19 protein-coding genes are annotated in these 21,295 nt (G+C 60.0%); 12 read left to right on the top strand and 7 right to left on the bottom strand.

Annotation, left to right across the window (positions count from 1 at the left end; translation table 11 throughout):
- Positions 1-6: 6 nt before the first annotated feature.
- Together DSM110093_RS14740 and DSM110093_RS14735 are read right to left on the bottom strand one after the other, a co-directional pair.
- The gene (locus DSM110093_RS14740; protein WP_243265793.1) at positions 7-2,538 is read right to left on the bottom strand and encodes an FtsX-like permease family protein; all 2,532 of its coding nucleotides are present in this window, start codon (positions 2,536-2,538) and stop codon (positions 7-9) included.
- Positions 2,535-3,203: an ATP-binding cassette domain-containing protein gene (locus DSM110093_RS14735; RefSeq protein ID WP_243265792.1), complete on the bottom strand. Its 669-nt coding sequence runs from the start codon at positions 3,201-3,203 to the stop codon at positions 2,535-2,537. Before DSM110093_RS14735 ends, DSM110093_RS14740 begins: the two co-directional genes overlap by 4 nt.
- Positions 3,204-3,252: 49 nt before the next feature.
- On the opposite strand from DSM110093_RS14735, the gene DSM110093_RS14730 reads away from it, so the two are divergent.
- On the top strand, positions 3,253-3,909 hold the full coding sequence (locus DSM110093_RS14730) for an arylesterase (RefSeq protein ID WP_243265791.1): 657 nt from the start codon (positions 3,253-3,255) through the stop codon (positions 3,907-3,909).
- A gap of 49 nt (positions 3,910-3,958) precedes the next feature.
- Here the strand turns inward: DSM110093_RS14730 and DSM110093_RS14725 are convergent, their stop codons facing one another.
- On the bottom strand, positions 3,959-4,165 hold the full coding sequence (locus tag DSM110093_RS14725; RefSeq protein WP_243265790.1) for a cold-shock protein: 207 nt from the start codon (positions 4,163-4,165) through the stop codon (positions 3,959-3,961).
- A gap of 331 nt (positions 4,166-4,496) precedes the next feature.
- On the opposite strand from DSM110093_RS14725, the gene DSM110093_RS14720 reads away from it, so the two are divergent.
- Both DSM110093_RS14720 and preA read left to right on the top strand, forming a co-directional pair.
- On the top strand, positions 4,497-5,828 hold the full coding sequence (locus DSM110093_RS14720; RefSeq protein WP_243265789.1) for an NAD(P)-dependent oxidoreductase: 1,332 nt from the start codon (positions 4,497-4,499) through the stop codon (positions 5,826-5,828).
- 25 nt (positions 5,829-5,853) lie between these two features.
- Positions 5,854-7,167: an NAD-dependent dihydropyrimidine dehydrogenase subunit PreA gene (gene preA / locus DSM110093_RS14715; RefSeq protein WP_243265788.1), complete on the top strand. Its 1,314-nt coding sequence runs from the start codon at positions 5,854-5,856 to the stop codon at positions 7,165-7,167.
- A gap of 332 nt (positions 7,168-7,499) precedes the next feature.
- Here the strand turns inward: preA and DSM110093_RS14710 are convergent, their stop codons facing one another.
- On the bottom strand, positions 7,500-8,126 hold the full coding sequence (locus DSM110093_RS14710; protein WP_243265787.1) for a TetR family transcriptional regulator C-terminal domain-containing protein: 627 nt from the start codon (positions 8,124-8,126) through the stop codon (positions 7,500-7,502).
- A gap of 156 nt (positions 8,127-8,282) precedes the next feature.
- On the opposite strand from DSM110093_RS14710, the gene DSM110093_RS14705 reads away from it, so the two are divergent.
- The 6 genes from DSM110093_RS14705 to DSM110093_RS14680 all read left to right on the top strand — a co-directional run bounded on the left by DSM110093_RS14705 (position 8,283) and on the right by DSM110093_RS14680 (position 14,636).
- Positions 8,283-9,533, top strand: coding sequence for a Zn-dependent hydrolase (locus DSM110093_RS14705; RefSeq protein WP_243265786.1), 1,251 nt, complete (start codon positions 8,283-8,285; stop codon positions 9,531-9,533).
- A gap of 73 nt (positions 9,534-9,606) precedes the next feature.
- Positions 9,607-11,067 carry a dihydropyrimidinase gene (gene hydA, locus DSM110093_RS14700; protein WP_243265785.1) on the top strand — a complete coding sequence of 487 codons (1,461 nt, stop codon included), beginning with the start codon at positions 9,607-9,609 and terminating at the stop codon, positions 11,065-11,067.
- A 74-nt stretch (positions 11,068-11,141) separates the two neighbouring features.
- Positions 11,142-11,927, top strand: coding sequence for an ABC transporter ATP-binding protein (locus tag DSM110093_RS14695; protein WP_243265784.1), 786 nt, complete (start codon positions 11,142-11,144; stop codon positions 11,925-11,927).
- The gene (locus DSM110093_RS14690; protein WP_243265783.1) at positions 11,927-12,787 is read left to right on the top strand and encodes an ABC transporter permease; all 861 of its coding nucleotides are present in this window, start codon (positions 11,927-11,929) and stop codon (positions 12,785-12,787) included. The genes DSM110093_RS14695 and DSM110093_RS14690 overlap by 1 nt, the downstream gene beginning before the upstream one ends.
- Complete coding sequence (locus tag DSM110093_RS14685; RefSeq protein WP_243265782.1) at positions 12,787-13,626, top strand: ABC transporter permease; 840 nt, start codon at positions 12,787-12,789, stop codon at positions 13,624-13,626. The genes DSM110093_RS14690 and DSM110093_RS14685 overlap by 1 nt, the downstream gene beginning before the upstream one ends.
- Before the next feature lie 29 nt (positions 13,627-13,655).
- A complete protein-coding gene (locus DSM110093_RS14680) occupies positions 13,656-14,636 on the top strand; it encodes an ABC transporter substrate-binding protein (RefSeq protein WP_243265781.1) in 981 nt (326 codons plus the stop codon).
- A gap of 179 nt (positions 14,637-14,815) precedes the next feature.
- Here the strand turns inward: DSM110093_RS14680 and DSM110093_RS14675 are convergent, their stop codons facing one another.
- Together DSM110093_RS14675 and DSM110093_RS14670 are read right to left on the bottom strand one after the other, a co-directional pair.
- Positions 14,816-15,367, bottom strand: coding sequence for a L,D-transpeptidase (locus tag DSM110093_RS14675; protein WP_243265780.1), 552 nt, complete (start codon positions 15,365-15,367; stop codon positions 14,816-14,818).
- A 143-nt stretch (positions 15,368-15,510) separates the two neighbouring features.
- On the bottom strand, positions 15,511-15,717 hold the full coding sequence (locus DSM110093_RS14670) for a cold-shock protein (protein ID WP_007117950.1): 207 nt from the start codon (positions 15,715-15,717) through the stop codon (positions 15,511-15,513).
- 375 nt (positions 15,718-16,092) lie between these two features.
- Here DSM110093_RS14670 and DSM110093_RS14665 point away from each other — a divergent pair, with 375 nt between their 5' ends.
- Positions 16,093-17,070, top strand: coding sequence for a response regulator (locus DSM110093_RS14665; protein WP_243261489.1), 978 nt, complete (start codon positions 16,093-16,095; stop codon positions 17,068-17,070).
- A 167-nt stretch (positions 17,071-17,237) separates the two neighbouring features.
- Here the strand turns inward: DSM110093_RS14665 and ettA are convergent, their stop codons facing one another.
- On the bottom strand, positions 17,238-18,893 hold the full coding sequence (gene ettA, locus DSM110093_RS14660) for an energy-dependent translational throttle protein EttA (protein WP_243265779.1): 1,656 nt from the start codon (positions 18,891-18,893) through the stop codon (positions 17,238-17,240).
- 354 nt (positions 18,894-19,247) lie between these two features.
- Here ettA and DSM110093_RS14655 point away from each other — a divergent pair, with 354 nt between their 5' ends.
- A complete protein-coding gene (locus DSM110093_RS14655) occupies positions 19,248-19,685 on the top strand; it encodes a universal stress protein (protein ID WP_243261487.1) in 438 nt (145 codons plus the stop codon).
- An 11-nt stretch (positions 19,686-19,696) separates the two neighbouring features.
- Positions 19,697-21,244, top strand: a complete 1,548-nt coding sequence (locus tag DSM110093_RS14650) for an alanine/glycine:cation symporter family protein (protein WP_243265778.1) — start codon at positions 19,697-19,699, stop codon at positions 21,242-21,244.
- Positions 21,245-21,295: the final 51 nt, after the last annotated feature.

The following is a 21,295-nucleotide window of genomic DNA, read 5'->3' as shown; positions in this document are numbered from 1 at the left end:
GCGGGATCATTCCTGCGCCCTTAGCATATCCGCAGGTCGTGCGTTCAGCGCCTTTAGCGCAAAGCCCAAGCCCGCCAGTACCGTCGCCAACACGCCGCCCGCGATGATCATCAGCGCATTGGGCCAGACCACGGCGAAATCGGTCTCCATGACATAATGACTTACCGCCCAGCCCCCGGTGATCCCGGCCAGCAGTGCCACCGCACCGGCAAAGAGACCGAGCAAGGCCGCCCGCAGCACAAAGCTAGTGGCGATGGCCCGGCGTGATGCGCCCATGGTCTTGAGCAGCGCCGCCTCATAGCTGCGCGCGCCGGTGCCTGCGGCGGCAGCGCCGATCAGCACCATGAAGCCGGTAGCGAGCGTCGCCAGTGCGCCAAAGGAGATGGCCGAGGCCAGCCCGGCAAGCACCGCAGCCACGCGGTCGATGGCGTCCCGCACCCGGATCGCGGTGATGTTGGGGTACTCGCCGGCAAGGTCGCGCAGGATCGCCGCTTCGGCCTCAGGCTCGGCATAGACGGTCGAGATGAAACTATGCGGCGCGCCTGCGAGGGCAGCGGGATTCATTGTCAGGACAAAACCGATCCCGGCGGTGGAGAAATCGACCTCGCGAAAGCTGGCGATTGTGCCGGTGATGTCGCGGCCAAGGATGTTGACAGTAAGAGTGTCACCCAACTCCACCCCGATCTCTTCGGCCTCTTCGGCGGCAAAGCTGATGAGCGGCGGGCCGTTGTAATCTTCGGGCCACCATTCGCCTTCGGTGATCCGCGTGTCTTCGCCCGGCAGAGCGGCATAGGTCACGCCCCTGTCACCACGCACGACCCAATGATCGCCCGCGACTTCGCGGGCAGGGCGGCCATTGATCTCGGTTATCACCCCGCGCAGCATCGGCGCGCTTTCGATGCGCGAGACCGCCGGATCGCCTTCCAGCCGCGCCGTATAGCCCGGCATCTGATCCTTCTGGATATCGACAAAAAAGTAAGAGGGCGCCACATCCGGCAGGTTGCCCGAGATCGCGCGGCGGAGGTTGCCGTCGATCTGGCCCACGGCGGCGAGCACGGACAGCCCCAGTCCAAGCGCCAGCACGACTGCCGTGGCCCCTTCGCCCGGCCCGCCAATCGCGGCCAGCGCCCACCGCAGCCGCGGATGCCCGCGTGCGCGTCGGGCCGCGGCGCGGGAAATCAGGCGCAACAGGGCAGCAGCGAGCGCCAGAACGGCCAGCGTCGCGGCCAGCCCGCCAAGGGTCCAAAGTGTGAGGGACCATGATCCGTTGAACCAGCCCGCGAGCGTCAGCAGCGCCGCTAAAAGCGCGGCAATGGCGATGAGATAGGGCACAGCAGGCCAGGGCGATTGGCGCTGCCAGTCATCGCGGAACAGGGTCGCGGCGCGTACGTCAGCGCTGCGGGCAAGCGGCCAAAGGGTGAAGAGCGCGGCGGTTAGGAGGCCATAGAGCGCGGCTTCGATCAGGGGCATGGGATAGATTGCGAAACGGGCGGGCAGGGGCAAGCTGGCCTCGATCAGCGGCGACAGCAGCAACGGCAGTCCTGCGCCGATCAGCAGGCCAAGCGCCACACCCATCACGGCCAGTATACCCACTTGGATGAAATAGGTTTGAAAGATCGTCGCCCGCGTTGCCCCCATTGCGCGGAAGGTGGCGATCACGGCGGTCTTGCGCTGCAGATAGGCACGCACAGCGGCGGCCACACCGACGCCTCCAACCGCCAGCCCAGAAAGCCCCACCAGCACCAGAAACGCGCTGAGCCGTTCGACAAACCGCGCCACGCCGGGTGCGCCGTTGCGGGCATCGGTCCAGCGCATCCCGGAATCGGCAAAGCGCTCTTTCGCCTCGGCTTCAAGCGGGTCAAGGGCGGTGCCGTCGGGCAACTCTAGTCGGTATTTGCTGTTGAACAGCGTACCAGAAGCCAGCAGCCCCGACCCTTCGAGTGCATCGCGCAGAACCAGCGTGCGCGGGCCAAGGGCAAAGCCGCTGGCGGCGGAATCCGGTTCGCGTTGGATCAGAGCAGAGAGGGTAAATTCTGCCTCACCAAGAGCGAAAGTATCACCGGGAGCGAGTGCGAGGCGGTCGGCCAGCGCCCGCTCCATCACCGCGCCGGGCAGGCCCGTGGCGTCGCGCGCAAGGGCGTCGGCAAGGGGCATGGCGGGGTCCAGTACCATCTGCCCAATCAGCGGATAGAGATCATCAACGGCTTTGACCTGCGTCAGCGCGCGCTCGGATGTGTCGCCTTGGCCTTTCACGGCCATTGAACGGAATTCGACAATCTCGGACACGCGCGTCGCCCGTGCGGCCATCCAGTCACGCTCATCCGCGTTGGCGAAACGATAGGTGAAATCAAGCTCTGCATCGCCGCCCAAAAGTGCGGCTCCTTCGGCTTCCAACCCTGCTTCGATCGCCGCGCGGACAGAGCCGACAGCGGCCAGCGCGGCCACGCCAAGCGCAAGACAGGCCAGCAGTAGGCGAAAGCCACGCAATCCACCGCGCATTTCGCGGCGGGCGAAACGGGCCGCGAGGGACAGGCTCATGCGAGACGCCCGTCGGCCAATTGCACGACTCGGTCGCAGCGTCTGGCCAGATCATCGGCATGGGTAACTAGCACCAGCGTCGCGCCATGGCGGTCGCGTAGCTCAAACAGCAGGTCCATGATCGCGGCCCCATTGCGGCTGTCGAGGCTGCCTGTCGGCTCATCCGCCAGCAGGATCGCCGGGCGCGGGGCGGCGGCGCGGGCGAGGGCCACGCGTTGTTGTTCGCCGCCTGACATCTGGGCGGGGTATTGATCAATCCGGTGGCCAAGACCGACGGCCTCCAACTCGGTGCGGGCGCGGTCAAAGGCGTCCTCCGCCCCTGAAAGCTCAAGCGGGGTGGCGACATTTTCCAGCGCGGTCATGGTCGGGATCAGGTGAAAAGACTGAAAGACGATCCCCATGCGGCCTTGCCGAAACTGGGCCAAACCATCTTCACGCAACGCGCTGAGATCATGGCCGAGGGCCATAACCTTGCCGTCCGTGGCACGCTCCAACCCGCCCATGACCATCAGCAGCGAGGATTTGCCCGATCCGGACGCCCCGGTTAGCGCAATGCTCTCGCCCTGCTGGACCTGCAGCGAAATGCCGCGCAGGATATCGACGGTTCCGGCATTGCCCTTGAGGCTCAGCGTGACATCTTGAAGGTCATAGACAGGGTTGCTCATCAGGCCGCCTTTGTTCTGAGTATCAGTTGGATATGGAGGTCCGTGGAGGATGCGCAAGGTATTGATCTGTTTTGCCTTTATTTTAGGCAGCGCCGCACAGGCCGAGGAGGTTGTGATCGCCGCCCTTGGCGATAGCCTGACCCAAGGCTATGGCCTGCCTGCCGAGGAAGGTTTCGTGCCGCAATTACAGGCATGGCTGGACGCCGAAGGTGTCGACGCGACGATCGTGAACGCGGGCGTTTCGGGCGACACGACGGCGGGCGGCCTTGCACGGGTTGATTGGACTCTGACGCCCGAGGTTGACGCGATGATCGTGACGCTGGGCGGCAACGACATGCTGCGCGGGCTGGACCCGGCGCAGGCGCGGGGCAATATCGACAGCATCCTGACTGCGGCGAAAGGTGTCGATGTGGACGTGCTGCTTGTCGGCATGTCGGCACCGGGGAACTACGGGGCGCAGTACAAAGCGGATTTCGAAGGGCTGTACCCTAAATTGGCCGAAGAGCATGAGACACTGTTTTACCCCGACTTCTTTAACGGGCTTCTTGCTGAGGAAGCGGGGGCGGCGTCGGCGCGAAGTGAGACGATCCGCCGGTATTTCCAAGTCGATGGCATCCACCCCAATGCCGAAGGTGTGGCGTTGATCGTAAAGGACATCGGTCCCTCGGTCGCCAAGCTTGCCGAGCAAGTCGCCGATAAGCACTAACAAAAAACGGACGCCGCAGCGTCCGTTTCAACCCTAAACAGTGGCCCGTTCAGGCCAGCGCGATATTGCTCGCGCTTTCGCGGCCATCGCGGCCTGCTTCGACATCAAAGGTAACCTTTTGATTGTCGGCCAGCCCGGTGAGGCCTGCGCGCTCAACGGCGGAAATATGAACAAAAATGTCTTTGCCGCCGTTATCGGGCGCGATAAAGCCGTAGCCTTTTGTCGTGTTGAACCATTTTACGGTGCCAGTAGCCATGACCCGTGTCTCCCTCTCTGTGATCTGCCCGCAACATGCGGCAGCGCGGCTCGGTCGAATTCGTGATCGCTGGAGCCTTAGGGCAGCCGGGTCGAAAAGTCTTCGCGTCGCAGTTGTGATATTGGAACCCCTGTTTTTAAAATCAAGGATTTTTACGGGCGCATAGGCTCCGAGCAAGGAAGCGCCCATGAAATATCATCTGCCTGTTACAAAACTGGCAGTGCTGCGGGGTTTGTGCAGTAAGGCTCATTTTCAAAAATTTACCAGTTGATAAAAAAATGATTCCATGTGAGCATTTTTAAAACACCAAGAAAACGACAGGGATTTTGATATGGCACATGATGTCTTTGAGCCGGGGATTGTTCCGGGGCGGCTGGCGCCGCAGAACTACAACGAGGGGTTTTCGGACCTGCATCCGCCTTTGGATGAGCATGAAGCGTTGGTCGCGGCGGATCGCTGTTACTTCTGCCACGACGCGCCCTGCATGACGGCCTGTCCGACCGATATCGACATCCCGCTGTTTATCCGCCAGATCGCCACAGGCACGCCGGATGCTGCGGCCAAGACGATCCTGAGCCAGAACATCCTTGGCGGCATGTGCGCGCGGGTCTGCCCGACAGAGACCCTCTGCGAGGAGGTCTGTGTGCGCGAGGTGGCCGAGGGCAAGCCGGTGCTGATTGGCCAATTGCAGCGTTATGCCACGGATCATTTGATGGCGCAGGGCGTGCATCCATTCGAGCGGGCAGCGGCCACAGGCAAACGCATCGCCGTTGTGGGCGCGGGGCCAGCGGGTCTGTCCTGTGCGCACCGTCTCGCAATGCTTGGCCACGACGTTGAGATCATCGACGCGCGGCCCAAGCCCGGCGGGCTCAACGAATATGGCATCGCGGCCTACAAAACGCCGAATGGCTTTGCACAGGCTGAGGTGGATTGGCTGATGCAGATCGGCGGTATCACCTTCCGCCATGAGGTCGCCGTGGGGCGTGATGTCACGCTTGAGGAATTGAAGACCGACTATGACGCGGTTTTCCTTGGCATGGGGTTGGTAGGCGTCAATGCGCTTGGGGCCGAAGGCGAGGATAAGGCCGGGGTCGCCAATGCGGTCGATTTCATCTCGGAGCTGCGCCAGTCGGGCGACATGTCAGGCGTGCCGATTGGCCGCGACGTGGTGGTCATCGGCGGCGGCATGACGGCGGTGGACGCTGCGGTGCAGGCGAAGCTGCTGGGTGCGTTAAATGTGACGCTGGTCTATCGCCGTGGTCGCGACCGGATGAACGCGAGTGTGTTCGAGCAAGACCTCGCGGCTTCCAAAGGGGTGCGGATCGTGACTCATGCGGTGCCGATCGCGGTGCATGGCAATGGCTCGGTGCGCGAGATTGAATTTGAATATGTCGATGAGGCGATGAAGGGCACCGGCCAGACCCTGCGTCTGCAGGCGGATCAGGTGTTCAAGGCCATCGGTCAGACGCTGTTGGGCGACGGGCTTCCCGATCTTGACGGGCGCAAGATCAAGGTTGATGGCACCGGGCGTACCAGCCTTGATCGTGTTTGGGCAGGCGGTGACTGCGCCAGCGGCGGCGATGATCTGACCGTGACTGCCGTGGCTGAGGGCCGCGATGCCGCGATGGACATTCACACCACATTGATGGGGGCGGCGGGCTGAGGCCGCGCCGACAGGGAGACATAACATGGCTGATCTGAGAAGCGAATTTATCGGGATCAAATCCCCCAACCCGTTCTGGCTGGCCTCTGCCCCGCCGACGGACAAGGAATACAACGTGCGCCGCGCCTATGAGGCGGGCTGGGGCGGGGTGGTTTGGAAGACCCTCGGCATGGAAGGCCCGCCGGTGGTTAACGTCAACGGCCCGCGCTATGGCGCGATCTATGGCGCGGACCGGCGGCTTCTGGGGCTGAACAACATTGAGCTCATCACCGACCGCCCGCTGGAAGTGAACCTGCGCGAGATGAAAGCGGTCAAACGCGACTATCCCGACCGCGCGCTCATCGCCTCGATCATGGTGCCTTGCGAGGAGGAAGCGTGGAAAGCGATCCTGCCGCATGTGGAAGAGACCGGCGCGGACGGGATCGAGCTGAACTTTGGTTGTCCGCATGGCATGGCCGAGCGCGGCATGGGGTCTGCCGTGGGGCAGGTGCCGGAATATATCGAAATGGTCACCCGCTGGTGCAAGATGTACACCCGCATGCCAGTGATCGTGAAGCTGACGCCGAATATCACCAATGTGCTTTATCCTGCCGAGGCCGCCAAACGCGGCGGCGCGGATGCGGTGAGCCTGATCAACACGATCAACTCGATCACTTCGGTCGATCTGGACCTCTTTGCGCCAGAACCGATGATCGACGGCAAGGGCACCCATGGCGGCTATTGCGGCCCGGCGGTGAAGCCGATCGCGCTCAACATGGTGGCCGAGATTGCCCGCAACCCCGAGACCCACGGCCTGCCAATCAGTGGTATCGGCGGCGTCACAACGTGGCGCGACGCGGCGGAGTTTCTGGCCCTCGGCGCGGGCAACGTGCAGGTCTGCACGGCGGCAATGACCTATGGCTTCAAGGTGGTCCAAGAGATGATCTCGGGCCTGTCGGAGTATATGGACGAGAAGGGCATGACCTCGGTCGATGAGCTTGTGGGCCGCGCGGTGCCGAATGTCACCGACTGGAACCAGTTGAACCTGAACTACGTCGCCAAGGCGAAGATCGATCAGGATTTGTGCATTTCCTGTGGCCGGTGCTTTGCCGCCTGTGAAGATACCAGCCACCAAGCCATCGCCATGTCGGAGGACCGGACGTTTTCCGTGATCGACGAAGAATGTGTGGCCTGTAACCTTTGCGTCAATGTCTGCCCAGTCGAAGACTGTATCTCGATGGAAGAATTGGCGGTGGGGGCCACGGACTTGCGCACCGGCAAGACGGTGACCCCGGATTACGCTAACTGGACCACGCATCCCAACAACCCTTCTGCCAAAGCGGTTGAGCCGGCAGAGTAAAGGAAAAGCCGCCGCTCTGGCCTCAGGATTTCCTGAGCGCTGGGGCGGCGGTTGCCTCGCGTTGTGTCCGGGTCATCTGTCCCACATTGCGCCGCGCTTCTATCAGCGCCAAGGCTGCATCCCGCGCCATTTGATCGCGCGTGACGGTTCGGCCCTTTGTTGTTTCATCAGAACACACCTCTTTATTTGCAGCCGCCAAGCTGCCTGACAACCCTACATTCATCACTGCCCCATTCATCTGAAGGAGCCCACACCCGCACCCAATTTGGGGCGGAAGTTCTAACAGATCGTAAAATGCAGCCCGCAAGTTCGGGTTATCGTTAACGGCGCGTTTACTGCTCCGGCAGGTCCAACAGCGCGCCAAACATCGCCTGAAGATGCGCCTGCGCGCGGGGGCGGGGATCGGTCTCGGGTCCGAGCAGGATCTGCGCCTGCGCCTCGAAATCCGCGTAGTGCTGCGTCGTCGCCCAGATCGAGAATATAAGGTGCTGCGGGTCCAGTCGGGGCAGTTTGCCCGCCGCCACCCAGCCCGCGATCACGGCGCATTTCTCGTCGAACAGGGGTTTGAGATGGCTGTGCAACTCCGGCTCGATCCGGGGCGCACCTTGCAGAATTTCATTGGCGAAAAGGCGGCTCTCGCGCGGCAATTCGCGCGACATGGTCAGCTTGCGTTCGACATAGTCCAAGATCTCGCGCCGGGGGTCGCCTTCGGGGTCCAGTTCCACCAGCGGGTCAAGCCATGTTTCCATAAGCTGCGACAGCAAAGTGACGTGAATGTCTTCTTTGCCATTGAAGTAATAGAGAATATTCGGTTTGCTCAGCCCAGCCTCGGCGGCGATCTGATCCAGCGTGGCGCCCCGGTAGCCATGTTTCGAGAAGACTTCGAGCGCGGCATCCAGAATCACCCGGCGGTTGCGTCTTTGGATGCGACTGGGTTTCTTGGCGGTGCTTTCGGGCAAGGCAATGATCCTTGGTGCTGCTAAAAAAGGCGTTTGCCGGGTCGGCGGTGGGTTGTTTCAAACCAGTTCTTGACAGAGCCTAACCTAATCGCAATCGTGGATTTACCAAATGGTAAAAAAACAACACGGCCCAAGCCGATGACAGAGGAGTGACCTATGCCCGCGCCCGGAGAGAACCTCAAGATTGATCCCGACCGTCTGTGGGATTCCTTGATGGAAATGGCCAAGATCGGCCCCGGCGTGGCGGGGGGCAACAACCGCCAGACGCTGACGGACGAAGACGCCGAAGGCCGCGCCCTTTTCCAAAGGTGGTGCGAAGCTGCGGGCTGCACCATGGGTCTTGACCAGATGGGCAATATGTTCGCCCAGCGGCAGGGCACCGACCCCGATGCGCTGCCGGTCTATGTGGGCAGCCACCTCGACACCCAGCCCACGGGCGGGAAATACGATGGCATCCTCGGCGTGCTCGGCGGATTGGAGATCATCCGCACGATGAACGATCTGGGCATCAAGACCAAACACCCGATCGTCGTGACCAACTTCACCAACGAAGAAGGCACCCGTTACGCCCCCGCGATGCTGTCGTCGGGGGTTTTTGCTGGCATTCATACGCAGGACTGGGCTTATGAGCGCACCGACGCCGAAGGCAAAACCTTTGGCGATGAGTTGCAACGCATCGGCTGGAAGGGCGACGAGGAAGTGGGCGCGCGCAAGATGCATGCTTTCTTTGAATTGCACATCGAACAAGGCCCGATTTTGGAGGCCGAAGGCAAGGATATCGGCGTCGTCACCCACGGGCAGGGGCTTAGCTGGACGCAGGTGACGATCACCGGCAAGGACAGCCACACCGGTTCTACCCCCATGCCGATGCGCCGGGACGCGGGGCTGGGCATGGCGCGGGTGCTGGAAAAGGTGAACGAAATCGCGCTGAGCCACGCGCCCCATGCAGTGGGGGCCGCGGGCCATATCGAGGTCTATCCAAACTCGCGCAACGTGATCCCCGGCAAGGCGATCTTTACCGTGGATTTCCGCTCACCCGATTTGACCGTGATCGAGGATATGGGCAAGCGACTGCGGGTCGATGCGCAGAAGATCGCGGATGACATGGAGTTGCAGATCGAATTTGAAGAGGTTGGCGGCTTTGACCCTGTGACCTTTGACGAGGGCTGCGTCACCGCAGTGCGCAACGCCGCCGAGCGGTTGGGCTACAGCCATATGAACCTGATTTCGGGGGCGGGGCATGACGCCTGCTGGATCAACCGGGTTGCACCCACGGCGATGGTGATGTGCCCCTGCGTCGATGGCCTAAGCCACAACGAGGCCGAAGAGATCACCAAGGATTGGGCCAAGGCGGGGGCGGATGTGCTGCTCCATGCGGTGCTGGAGACAGCGGAAATAGAGGGCTGAACACGCGGGCGGAGGTCTGGGGTGCAGCCCCGGCCCCCCGACGTGAATTGCCAGAAAAGATGGGGAGAAGACGATGAGCAAGGTAATCAAAGGTGGCATGGTCTGCACGGCGGACCGCACATGGAAAGCCGATGTCCTGATCGAGGGCGAGAAGATCAAGCAGATCGGCGAAGACCTGAAGGGTGACGAATATATCGACGCCGAGGGCGCCTATGTGATCCCCGGCGGGATCGACCCGCATACGCACCTAGAGATGCCTTTCATGGGGACGACCGCCGCCGAGACTTTCGAGACCGGCACATGGGCGGCGGCCTGTGGTGGCACGACGATGGTGGTCGATTTCTGCCTGCCTGGCGCCGATGGCAGCATCAAGAACGCGATCAACGAATGGCACCGCAAATCCGCGCCGCAGATCTGTAGCGACATCGGTTATCATATGGCGGTCACCGGCTGGGACGAAAACGTCTTTAACGAGATGAAAGACGCGGTCGACATGGGGGTGAACAGCTTTAAGCACTTCATGGCCTACAAAGGCGCGTTGATGATCGAAGATGACGAGATGTTCGCGTCGTTCAAGCGCTGTGCGGAACTGGGTGCGTTGCCGATGGTCCATGCTGAGAACGGCAATCTGGTGGCCGAGTTGCAGCAGAAGTACTTCGATCAGGGCATCACCGGGCCAGAGGGCCACGCCTATTCGCGCCCGCCTGAACTGGAGGGCGAGGCGGCAAACCGCGCCATCACCATCGCAGACACGGCAGGTGTGCCGCTCTATATCGTGCATGTCTCCTGCGAGCAGACCCATGAGGCGATCCGTCGGGCGCGGCAGAAGGGGATGCGGGTTTACGGGGAACCGCTGATCCAATTCCTGACGCTGGACGAGTCCGAGTATTTCAACAAAGATTGGGACCACGCCGCGCGCCGCGTCATGTCGCCGCCGTTCCGCTCGAAAGACCACCAAGACAGCCTTTGGGCAGGCTTGCAGTCAGGCAGTTTGCAGGTGGTGGCAACGGACCACGCGGCCTTCAGCACAGAGCAAAAGCGCGCGGGCCGCGATGATTTCCGGATCATTCCCAACGGCTCAAACGGGCTGGAAGAACGTCTGGCCGTGCTCTGGACCGAAGGGGTAGAGACGGGGCGGCTTACGCCCAATGAATTCGTTGCCGCGACCTCGACCAATATCGCCAAGATCCTCAACATCTACCCGAAGAAGGGTGCGATCGTCGAAGGGGCGGATGCCGATATCGTGGTCTGGGATCCGAAGATCACCAAGACGATCAGCCCTGCAAACCACCACTCCATCCTTGATTACAACGTCTTTGAAGGGTTCGAGGTCAAGGCGCAGAGCCGCTATACCCTCAGCCGCGGTGAGGTGATCTGGGCTTGGGGTCAAAACAGCCAGCCGCAACCTGGTCGCGGCCGTTTCGTGCCGCGACCAGCCTTCCCGAGCGCCAACGTCGCGCTCAGCAAGTGGAAGGAGCTCAACAGCCCCAAGATGATCAAGCGCGATCCGCTGAACATTCCGGCGGGGATTTGAGCGATGTAAAACCGCCACGACAATCAGGTAAAGTGCCGCGTTAAAAGCGGCCGACCAACAGGGAAGTAAAATACGTGAATGACAGCCAGAGCGTGATCAGCGCCAGCAATCTAGATCTGACCTTTCAGACCAACGACGGGCCGGTTCATGCGTTGAAAGACGTGAACCTTGAGATCCATAAGGGGGATTTCGTCAGCTTTATTGGCCCCTCGGGCTGTGGCAAGACGACCTTTTTGCGGGTTATGGCCGACCTTGAACAGCCCACCGGCGGGCAGGTCACCATCAACGGTGTCTCGCCCGCCGAAGCGCGCAAATCGCGGGCTTACGGTTATGTGTTCCAGGCGGCGGGGCTTTATCCGTGGCGCACCATCGGCGGCAACATCCGTTTGCCGTTGGAGATCATGGGCATCCCCCGCGCTGAGCAGGCCGAGCGGGTGCAGCGGGTGCTGGAACTGGTGGAACTCAGCGGGTTTGAAAAGAAATTTCCTTGGCAATTGTCGGGTGGGATGCAGCAGCGCGCCTCCATCGCACGGGCGTTGTCGTTCGACGCCGATATCTTGCTGATGGACGAACCCTTTGGCGCGTTGGATGAGATCGTGCGCGACCACCTCAACGAGCAACTGCTGAAGCTCTGGGCGCGGACGGAAAAGACCATCGCTTTCGTCACCCATTCGATCCCCGAAGCGGTCTATCTGTCGACCAAGATCGTGGTGATGAGCCCGCGACCCGGTAGGATCGCGGATGTGATCGAAAGCCCGCTGCCGCGTGAACGCCCCTTGGAAATCCGCGAAAGCCCTGAATTTCTAGAGATCGCGCATCGCGTCCGTGAGGGGCTGCGCGCCGGGCATGGGGACGATTGATGCGTAACATTTTCCCCATTCTAACGGTCGTGGGGCTGTTGATCGTCGTTTGGTACGGCGCAGCCGTCGCGCTCAACGCGCAATGGGCGCGGGATGTGGCAGCGCGGGCCGACAAGACGCTGACATTCTCGGAATTGGTGGCCGACACGTGGTCGCAAGACAAGCCCAAGCTGCCGGCGCCGCATCAGGTCGGTGCCGAACTGTGGGAAACCACGGTGATGAAGAAGGTCACGTCGAAACGCTCGCTGGTCTATCACACATGGGTCACCTTTAGCGCGACCTTCCTTGGTTTTGTCATGGGCACAGCACTTGGCACGCTTCTGGCGGTCGGTATCGTGTTTAACCGCACCATGGACATGTCGATGATGCCTTGGGTGATTGCCAGCCAGACCATCCCGATCTTGGCCATCGCGCCGATGATCATCGTGGTTTTGAATGCCGTGGGCCTCTCGGGCCTGCTGCCTAAGGCGATCATCAGCATGTATCTATCGTTTTTCCCGGTCGTTGTGGGCATGGTCAAAGGGCTGCGCAGCCCGGATCAGATGCAGCTGGACCAGATGCGCACATGGCACGCCAGCGGCTGGCAGACGTTTTGGAAGCTGCGGCTGCCGTCTTCGATGCCGTATTTCTTTACCTCGCTGAAGGTTGGGGTCGCGGCCTCTCTGGTTGGTGCCATTGTGGGCGAGATGCCGACAGGCGCTGTGGCCGGATTGGGCGCACGGCTATTGGCGGGCAGCTATTATGGGCAAACGGTCCAGATTTGGAGCGCGCTTCTTATGGCGGCGGCCTTGGCGGCGGTGATGGTTGGGCTGATCGGGTTGATCCAGCGTGTCACCCTGAAACGGATGGGAATGGCATGATGAGCTGGGTTCTTTTCGCCATCGTCGCTTGGCTGGTGGGCCTTTCGATTAACGTCTGGCTGGCGCGGCAGAAGCCGTCCCGCTGGGCGGCGCTCGCTTCGCCTATTGTCTTTGGCTTGACGCTTATCGCGGTTTGGGAAGGGGTAGTGCGCGGCTTTGACATCAACCAAGTGCTGCTGCCTGCGCCTTCGGTGATCGCTGCGCGGTTCGCGACCTCGTTAGACATTCTGTGGGTCGATTTTGTACAGACCGTCATCAAGGGCGCGCTGAGTGGTTATATCATCGGCTGCGGCGCGGCGTTCCTGACGGCGCTGGCGATTGACCGCTTTCCTTTTCTTCAGCGCGGTCTGCTTCCCGTGGGCAATTTCGTCGCGGCCCTGCCGATCATCGGCATGGCACCGATCATGGTGATGTGGTTCGGTTTTGGTTGGCAATCCAAGGCGGCGATTGTCGTGGTGATGGTGTTCTTCCCGATGCTGGTGAACACGGTGCAGGGGTTGCAGGCCAGCGATTCCATGCAACGTGACCTGATGCGCACCTATGCGGCGGGCTATTGGCGGACGCTGCTGAAACTGCGCCTGCCTGCGGCGATGCCCTTTGTCTTCAACGGGTTGAAGATCGGCACCACGCTGGCGCTGATCGGGGCCATTGTTGCTGAATTTTTCGGCTCTCCGGTGCTTGGCATGGGGTTCCGCATCTCTACTTCGGTCGGACAGCTTGCCCTAGACCTCGTCTGGGCCGAGATTGTCGTGGCGGCGATCGCCGGATCGGCGTTCTATGGTATTATGGCCCTGGTCGAGGGCCGGGTGACCTTCTGGCACCCCAGTCAACGAAGCTGAACAACGACCAACCAAGAGGGAGAATAATGATGAAAAATATCACGAAGATCACCGCAGGGGTCGCCTTGGGCCTTTGGGGCGGGATGGCGCAGGCGGCGGATGACCTGACCTTGCAACTTAAATGGGTCACGCAGGCTCAGTTCGGGGGCTACTATGTGGCCAAGGACAAAGGGTTCTATGAGGAAGAAGGGTTGAACGTCACGATCAAGCCGGGCGGTCCCGATATCGCGCCGGTGCAGGTGCTGCTGGGCGGTGGTGCGGATGTGATGGTTGATTGGCTGCCCTCAGCATTGGCCGCACGGGAAAAGGGTGCGCCGATTGTGAACATCGCACAGCCGTTTGCTAAATCTGGCCTGATGCTGACCTGCCTCAAAGAGCACGGTATCGAGAGCCCCGAAGACTTCCCCGGCAACACGCTCGGTACATGGTTCTTCGGCAATGAGATTCCGCTGCTCAGCTGGATGGGCAAGTTGGGCTATTCGACTGACGGTTCAGACGGTGGTGTGACCATTCAAAAGATCAACTTTAACGTTGATCCGCTGCTGCAAAAGCAAGTCGAATGCGCCACCACCATGACCTACAACGAATATTGGCAGGTGATCGACGCCGGGCTGACACCTGAGGATTTGGTGGTCTTCAAATACGAAGACGAAGGCATTTCGACGCTGGAAGACGGTCTTTATACCACCGAAGAAAATCTTGCAGATCCTGAGATGACCGACAAGTTGGCGCGGTTTGTGCGGGCTTCGATGAAGGGCTGGAAATACGCCGAGGAAAACGTCGAGGAAGCCGCCGAGATTGTGTTGGAGAATGACCAGACCGGTGCGCAGACTGAAAAGCATCAGACCCGGATGATGGGCGAGATCGCCAAGCTGACAATGGGCAGCGATGGCCGTTTGGATGAAGCTGCGTTCGACCGTAGCGCGGAAATCACCATGGAAGGTGGCATGATCACCAAAGCGCCTGAGGGGGCTTGGACCCACGACATCACGGACCAAGCGCTTCAGTAAGGTTTTCTGACGATGACAGGGGAGGGGCTGGCGCAGTGCGCTGGCCCCTTTTTCGTTTATACCAAGGGCCTGCGCCTACCCGCTCGCACCAGAGGTGCGCCCAATTTGGCGTGACGGGCGGGCAGGGAATGGCCCGGCGCCTGCGGTTTGTTTCCGCGCTGAGTGGTTACAGATGGGCTTCAGAGCACCGTAACCTTGGTCCCAATCGGCACGCGTTGGTACAGGTCGACCACATGTTCATTCAACATGCGAATACAACCGTTGGAAACCGAACGCCCGATTGAGTTCGGCTGCGTCGTGCCATGAATGCGGAAATACGTGTCGCGCCCGTTCTGGAACAGGTACAGCGCCCGCGCACCAAGTGGGTTGCCGGGCCCGCCGGGCTGGGCGTCGGTATTGCCGATGAAACGTTGGTACGCCTGCGGCTCGCGCTCGATCATTTCATTGGTCGGTCGCCATGTGGGCCATTCTTTTTTCACGTCAATGGTTGCGGTGCCTGTGAACTCTAGTCCCGCCTTGCCGACACCCACGCCGTAGCGCATCGCCTGACCGGGGGCGGTCACGAAATATAGGTAATGGCTGCGCGGCAGGATCAGTAACTGGCCCGGTGCATATTGACTCTTAACCGGTACGATCTGCGGCTTTGGATCATAGGCGGCGGTGCGGGCCTGCGCCATTAGGGGGAGGGTGGCGGCTGCCACAGTGCTGGTCAGAAAAGTACGGCGGCGCATGGCAGGCTCCATTTTGGGATCATTATTTTGCCGTGCATTCTGCCACGGAGGCATATTTTAGCAAGGCTGGACATAAAAAAACCGACCTGCCGTTGCCAGCAGGTCGGTTAAAATTCTTGGGTCAGGGCCGAAGCCCCCGGCCATTAGGCCAGCGCGATGTTTGTCGCGGACTCGCGGCCGTCACGGCCTGCTTCGATGTCGAAGGTCACTTTCTGGTTGTCGGCCAGGCCGGTCAGGCCAGCGCGCTCAACAGCGGAAATGTGAACGAAAACGTCTTTGCTGCCGCCATCGGGAGCAATAAAGCCGAAGCCTTTAGTTGTGTTGAACCATTTTACGGTGCCAGTGGCCATATCCGTAGTCTCCATATTTATGCCATCCGCTTAAGTGCGATGGCCCGGCGTTGTTGGTCTGGATCGATAGACTGAGCGCCGTATGAGGGAGACAGTGGGTCGAAAAAGATAACGTCTGCACTGCCTATATTGCATCGGGAGGGGATTCGTTCAAGGGGCAACACGTATCTGGCTGTAATGGCGGTAAAAGCGTCGCAATTATCGGCAAATTCCTGCCACGAAATTTCATTATCTCTATATTTTATTGGGAATAGGTTGAAAATGCCCGTCTCGAGTTTGCCTAAAACCTGTCTCATTGCTGCCCGGCGTAGGTGGTTTTCTGCCGGAAAGCCCCAAGAGCGCCTGCCAGCGCCCCCTCATGCGGAGTAATGAGACATGATGCGTATCCTTGCTGTAGACGATGACCCGGTCATCCTTGACCTCCTTACGGGATGTCTGACTGAAAATGACAATTACGAGCTGACCTGCTGCGAAAGCTCGGAAGATGCGCTTGAAATCATGCAGCAGAGCAACCAGCCGTTCGACTCCTTCCTGTTGGACATCATGATGCCCGGCATCAACGGGATCAGCCTGTGTGAGATGATCCGCGATGTGCCATCCTATCGGGCTGTGCCGATCATTATGATCACCGCCAGCAAAGAGCCTGCGATGATGCAGCGGGCCTTTGATGCGGGGGCGACGGATTTTCTGTGCAAACCGCTGGACGGGGTTGAGTTGAGCGCGCGGATCAATGCCGCAAGCATGTTGAATGCCTCGCTTTTACGCGAACGTGAGGCGCAACATACGCTGTCCGAGCTGGCGCAGATGATGAAGATCCGCTTTGACGAAGATTTTGAGCTTGATGTTTCGTCCTGTAGCAATGTTTCCGCGTTGGAGAATTACCTGCTGCGGCTGCCCAGCGGTTGTTTCTCGATGAGCCTGTTCTCTATCTCTGTTGAGGGCGCGCGCGGTATCTATCGCGCGGTCAAGGCACCTGCCTTCCGCCGTCAAATGGAACAGGTGGCCCGTGCGTCGGTTCATTCGCTGGAAGGTATGCGTTTTCATCTGGCCTATGCGGGCAGTGGCCGTTTCATCGGTGTGGTGATGAGCCGCGCACGTTTGAACACCGCCACCATGGCCGAACGGATGCTTGAGCATCTGGAGAGCAGTTGGGATGGCAAAGGCATGAATGGCGGGCTGGCCCCGTCGTTGCAGGTGCATTCCGTGACCGAGCAGCGCCTCTGGTCGGGGCTTTCCGCCAGCAACAAGCTGCGCGAATATCTGCAAAGCTGGGACCCGCTCCATGGTCTGGCGCGGCACGACGAAGACAATCTCTTTGCCCAGCTAGAAACCGCAATCGACGACGATCGCTGAGGGCTCTGCTCGTTCTCAGGGATGCTAGGCCCGTCCGCTTTGCGGGCGGGCTTTTGCGTTGGGTGGGGGGGATGCCTGTATTGCCCTAGGTTGGCAGGCCAACATATAACGCACAAAAAAAGGGGCGACGGTCAACCGTCGCCCCTTTCTCATGCCAGTCGCGCTGTTTAGCGCGCGAATTTTTTGTGTTTCAGGCGCTTCGGCTCAAGCGCATCGGCACCCAGACGGCGCTTCTTGTCTTCTTCGTAATCTTCGAAGTTGCCTTCGAACCATTCCACATGCGCTTCGCCTTCGAAGGCCATGATATGGGTACAGATACGATCAAGGAAAAAGCGGTCGTGCGAAATCACCACGGCACAGCCAGCGAAATCGACCAGCGCATCTTCGAGCGCACGGAGGGTTTCGACGTCAAGATCGTTGGTCGGTTCATCGAGTAGCAGGACGTTGCCGCCTTCTTTGAGCAGCCGCGCCATATGTACGCGGTTACGTTCACCGCCCGACAGCAGGCCGACTTTCTTTTGCTGATCGCCGCCCTTAAAGTTGAACGACGAGCAATAGGCGCGGGAGTTCACCTCGGCGTCACCCAGCTTGATGATCTCGGCCCCGCCGGTGATCGCCTGCCAAACGGTGTCGTCGTGGTTCAGATCATCGCGGCTTTGGTCGACATAGCTGAGATCGACCGTATCACCGTATTCGATGGTGCCTTCGTCTGGTGTTTCATGCCCGGTGAGCATTTTGAACAGCGTCGATTTACCCGCGCCGTTGGGGCCAATCACACCAACGATACCGCCGGGCGGCAGCGAGAAGTCGAGCCCGTCGATCAACTGCTTATCGCCCATGTGCTTCTTCAGTCCTTCGACCTCGATCACCTTGTTGCCCAGGCGCGGGCCATTGGGGATAACAATCTGGGCGCGGCTGAGTTTCTCGCGCTCGGAGGTTTCGGCCATTTCGTTATAGGCGGCGATACGCGCTTTGGATTTCGCCTGACGTGCTTTGGCCCCTTGCCGCATCCATTCAAGTTCGCGCTCAAGCGTCTTTTGCTTGGATTTGTCTTCGCGGGCCTCTTGGCCCAGGCGCTTGGCCTTTTGCTCCAGCCAGTCGGAATAGTTGCCCTCGTAGGGGATGCCGCGGCCACGGTCCAATTCGAGAATCCAGCTGGTAATGTCATCAAGGAAGTAACGGTCGTGAGTGACGGCAAGGATCGTGCCCTTGTAGTCGATCAGGTGCTGTTGCAGCCACGCGATGGTTTCCGCGTCGAGGTGGTTGGTCGGTTCATCGAGCAGCAGCATGTCGGGCGCTTCGAGCAGCAGTTTGCACAGCGCCACGCGGCGGGCCTCACCGCCCGAGAGGTTTTCCGGCATCGCGTCATCGGGCGGGCAGCGCAGCGCTTCCATCGACACGTCGATCTGGCTGTCGAGGTCCCAAAGGTCTTGGGCGTCGATGTCGTCTTGCAGCTTGGCCATCTCTTCGGCGGTTTCGTCCGAGTAATTCATCGCCAGCTCGTTATAGCGATCAAGGATCGCCTTTTTCCCGGCGACACCTTCCATGACGTTCTCGCGCACGGTCTTGGTCGGGTCGAGCTTGGGTTCCTGCGGCAGGTAGCCGACTTTGGCACCCTCTGCGGCCCATGCTTCGCCGGTGAAATCTTTGTCGAGCCCAGCCATAATCTTGAGCAGGGTGGATTTACCCGCGCCGTTGACGCCAACGACACCGATCTTCACGCCGGGCAAGAAGTTCAGGTGGATATTTTCGAATGTCTTCTTGCCCCCGGGATAGGTCTTGGAGACGCCGGACATGTGATAGACGTATTGATAGGCAGCCATTTGGAGAATCCTCGAAACGCGATTTGGGGTTTGAAGTGCAGTATCGTCCGTGCGGGGCAATATCAAACACTCTGTATATCTTGAATCAATCGCCCGGCGGAGCCTTGCGAAATCTGCCCCGTGGTTGACCCCATGACGCAGGGCAGAGGGCGATTGGGCGGTTTTACAATGGTTTGGCGGGCGATCTGCAAAGCCAGAGAGCGAAATTCAGTCGACTTTTCTGCGGTTTTCGCGCTAACATTTCTACAATCTGCGATTGGGCGGCGATTTCTGGCCAGCGCAGAGTAGGAAGACTGAGAGCGGAGTTCACCTTTCGCGGGCGTCGACTTTCAGCACAGCAACAGGGAATTAATCATGTCAAAATCCACAATCGTTGTGGGTCTGGACGGGTCAGAGGCCGGCGCGCGTGCTTTGGCCTTTGCTCAGGCTCAGGCCAAACAGATCGGGGATTGTTCGATCACGGTTTGCTTTGTGATCGAATGGTCGCCTTTCACCTTTCAGACCAAGGAAGAGAACGAGCAGCGCCACATGCGGCGCGAGCAAGAGTTGCAGCGCGCGCATGACGTGGTGCTTGATCCGGCGGTGGCAGAGGCGAAGGCCAGCGGTATTGAGGTCGAGGGGATCGTGCGGCACGGCGACGTGGCCGATATCCTTGAAGGTGTCGCCAAAAAGCGCGGAGCGATCCAGATCGTTGTTGGCCGCGTCGGTGAGCGGGGCCTCAAGCGGCTCTTTGGTGGGGTGACGGGCCGATTGGTCGCAGGCTCCAGCGTGCCGGTCACGATTATTCCCTGAAAGGATAAGCCATGAACAAGCTGTATACCTATGTGATGGCCGTTTTCGCGTCATTGCTGCCGAGCCTTGCCGCTGCGCAAGAGGCTGTCGGCTTCGACGAGCGTATTAACCAGATTTTTGCCGATTACACCGGTTGGTATGTTTCCTTCATTTTCGCCCCGCTGCCGGGTACGAATTTCTCGTGGATCGCGCTTTGGTTGGTTGTGGGCGCGGTGGTTTTCACCGTTTATTTCGGGGCCATCCAGCTCAAAGGATTTTGGCATTCGATCCAACTGGTGCGGGGCGATTATTCCGACCCTGACGATGCGGGCGAAGTAAGCCACTTTCAGGCTTTGGCGACCGCGCTTTCGGGCACCGTGGGGCTGGGCAATATCGCGGGCGTTGCGGTTGCGGTCAGCATCGGTGGGCCGGGCGCGACATTCTGGATGGTGGTTGCGGGCCTCTTCGGCATGGCGACAAAGTTCACCGAATGTACGTTGGGTGTGAAATACCGTAATGAGTTTCCCGACGGCCATGTCTCAGGCGGGCCGATGTATTACATCGTCAAAGGCTTTTCCGAGCGCGGCCTGCCGCTGGGTGGCTTCATGGCGGTGCTGTTCTCGATCTTCACCATCCTCGGCGCACTTGGCGGCGGCAACATGTTCCAAGCTAACCAAGCCCATGCGCAGCTTGCAGGCGTCTTGGGTGACTATCCGGGTTGGATTACGGGCGTCATCCTTGCCGGTGTCACCTTTGCCGTGATCGCGGGCGGTCTGAAATCCATCGCGCGGGTGACTGAGAAAGTCGTGCCCTTCATGGGGGTCTTCTATGTGCTGGTGTCGTTCCTGATCCTGATCATCAACTGGGACATGATCGGTTGGGCCTTTGGTCAGATCTTCATGGGCGCCTTTACCGGTCTCGGTGTCGTAGGCGGCTTTACCGGCGCGTTGATTCAAGGTTTCCGTCGGGCGGCGTTCTCTAACGAAGCAGGCATCGGTTCTGCGGCCATCGCCCACTCGGCGGTGCGTACCAAAGAGCCGGTAACCGAGGGCTATGTCGCCTTGCTGGAGCCGTTCATCGATACGGTGGTGATCTGCACGATGACTGCTTTGGTGATCGTTATCAGCGGCGTGTTGAACCAAGACCCTGCAACCGGGCTTTATATCTGGAACGAAGAAGCGGGCCGGATCGCAACCGAAGGTGACGTGAGTGGCGTGGCGCTGACTTCGGCTGCCTATGCGCGGGCGTTCTCGTGGTTCCCGATTTTGCTGATGATCGCGGTGGTGCTCTTTGCCTTCTCGACGATGATCAGCTGGTCCTACTATGGCCTGAAGGCTTGGACCTACCTGTTCGGCGAAGGGGCGGTGAAGGAGTTGATCTTTAAGATCATCTTCTGCGTCTTCATCGTGATTGGTGCGGCGGCGAGCCTTGGGCCGGTGATCGACTTCAGCGATGCGATGCTCTTCTCCATGGCGATTGTGAACATCATTGCGCTCTACTTCCTGATGCCGATCGTGAAGCGCGAGTTGAACAGCTATGTTGCACGGCTGCGTTCGGGCGAGATCGTGAAGCACAAGTAAGCACCTTGCATTGACAAAGGGCAGCAATGCCCCTCCTTTGGCCCCTGATTT

The sequence above is a fragment of the Sulfitobacter sp. DSM 110093 genome, from assembly GCF_022788715.1.
Classification (GTDB): domain Bacteria; phylum Pseudomonadota; class Alphaproteobacteria; order Rhodobacterales; family Rhodobacteraceae; genus Sulfitobacter.
Note: the sequence above shows the minus strand (reverse complement) of the source record. Positions and strands in the feature narration are given on the sequence as shown.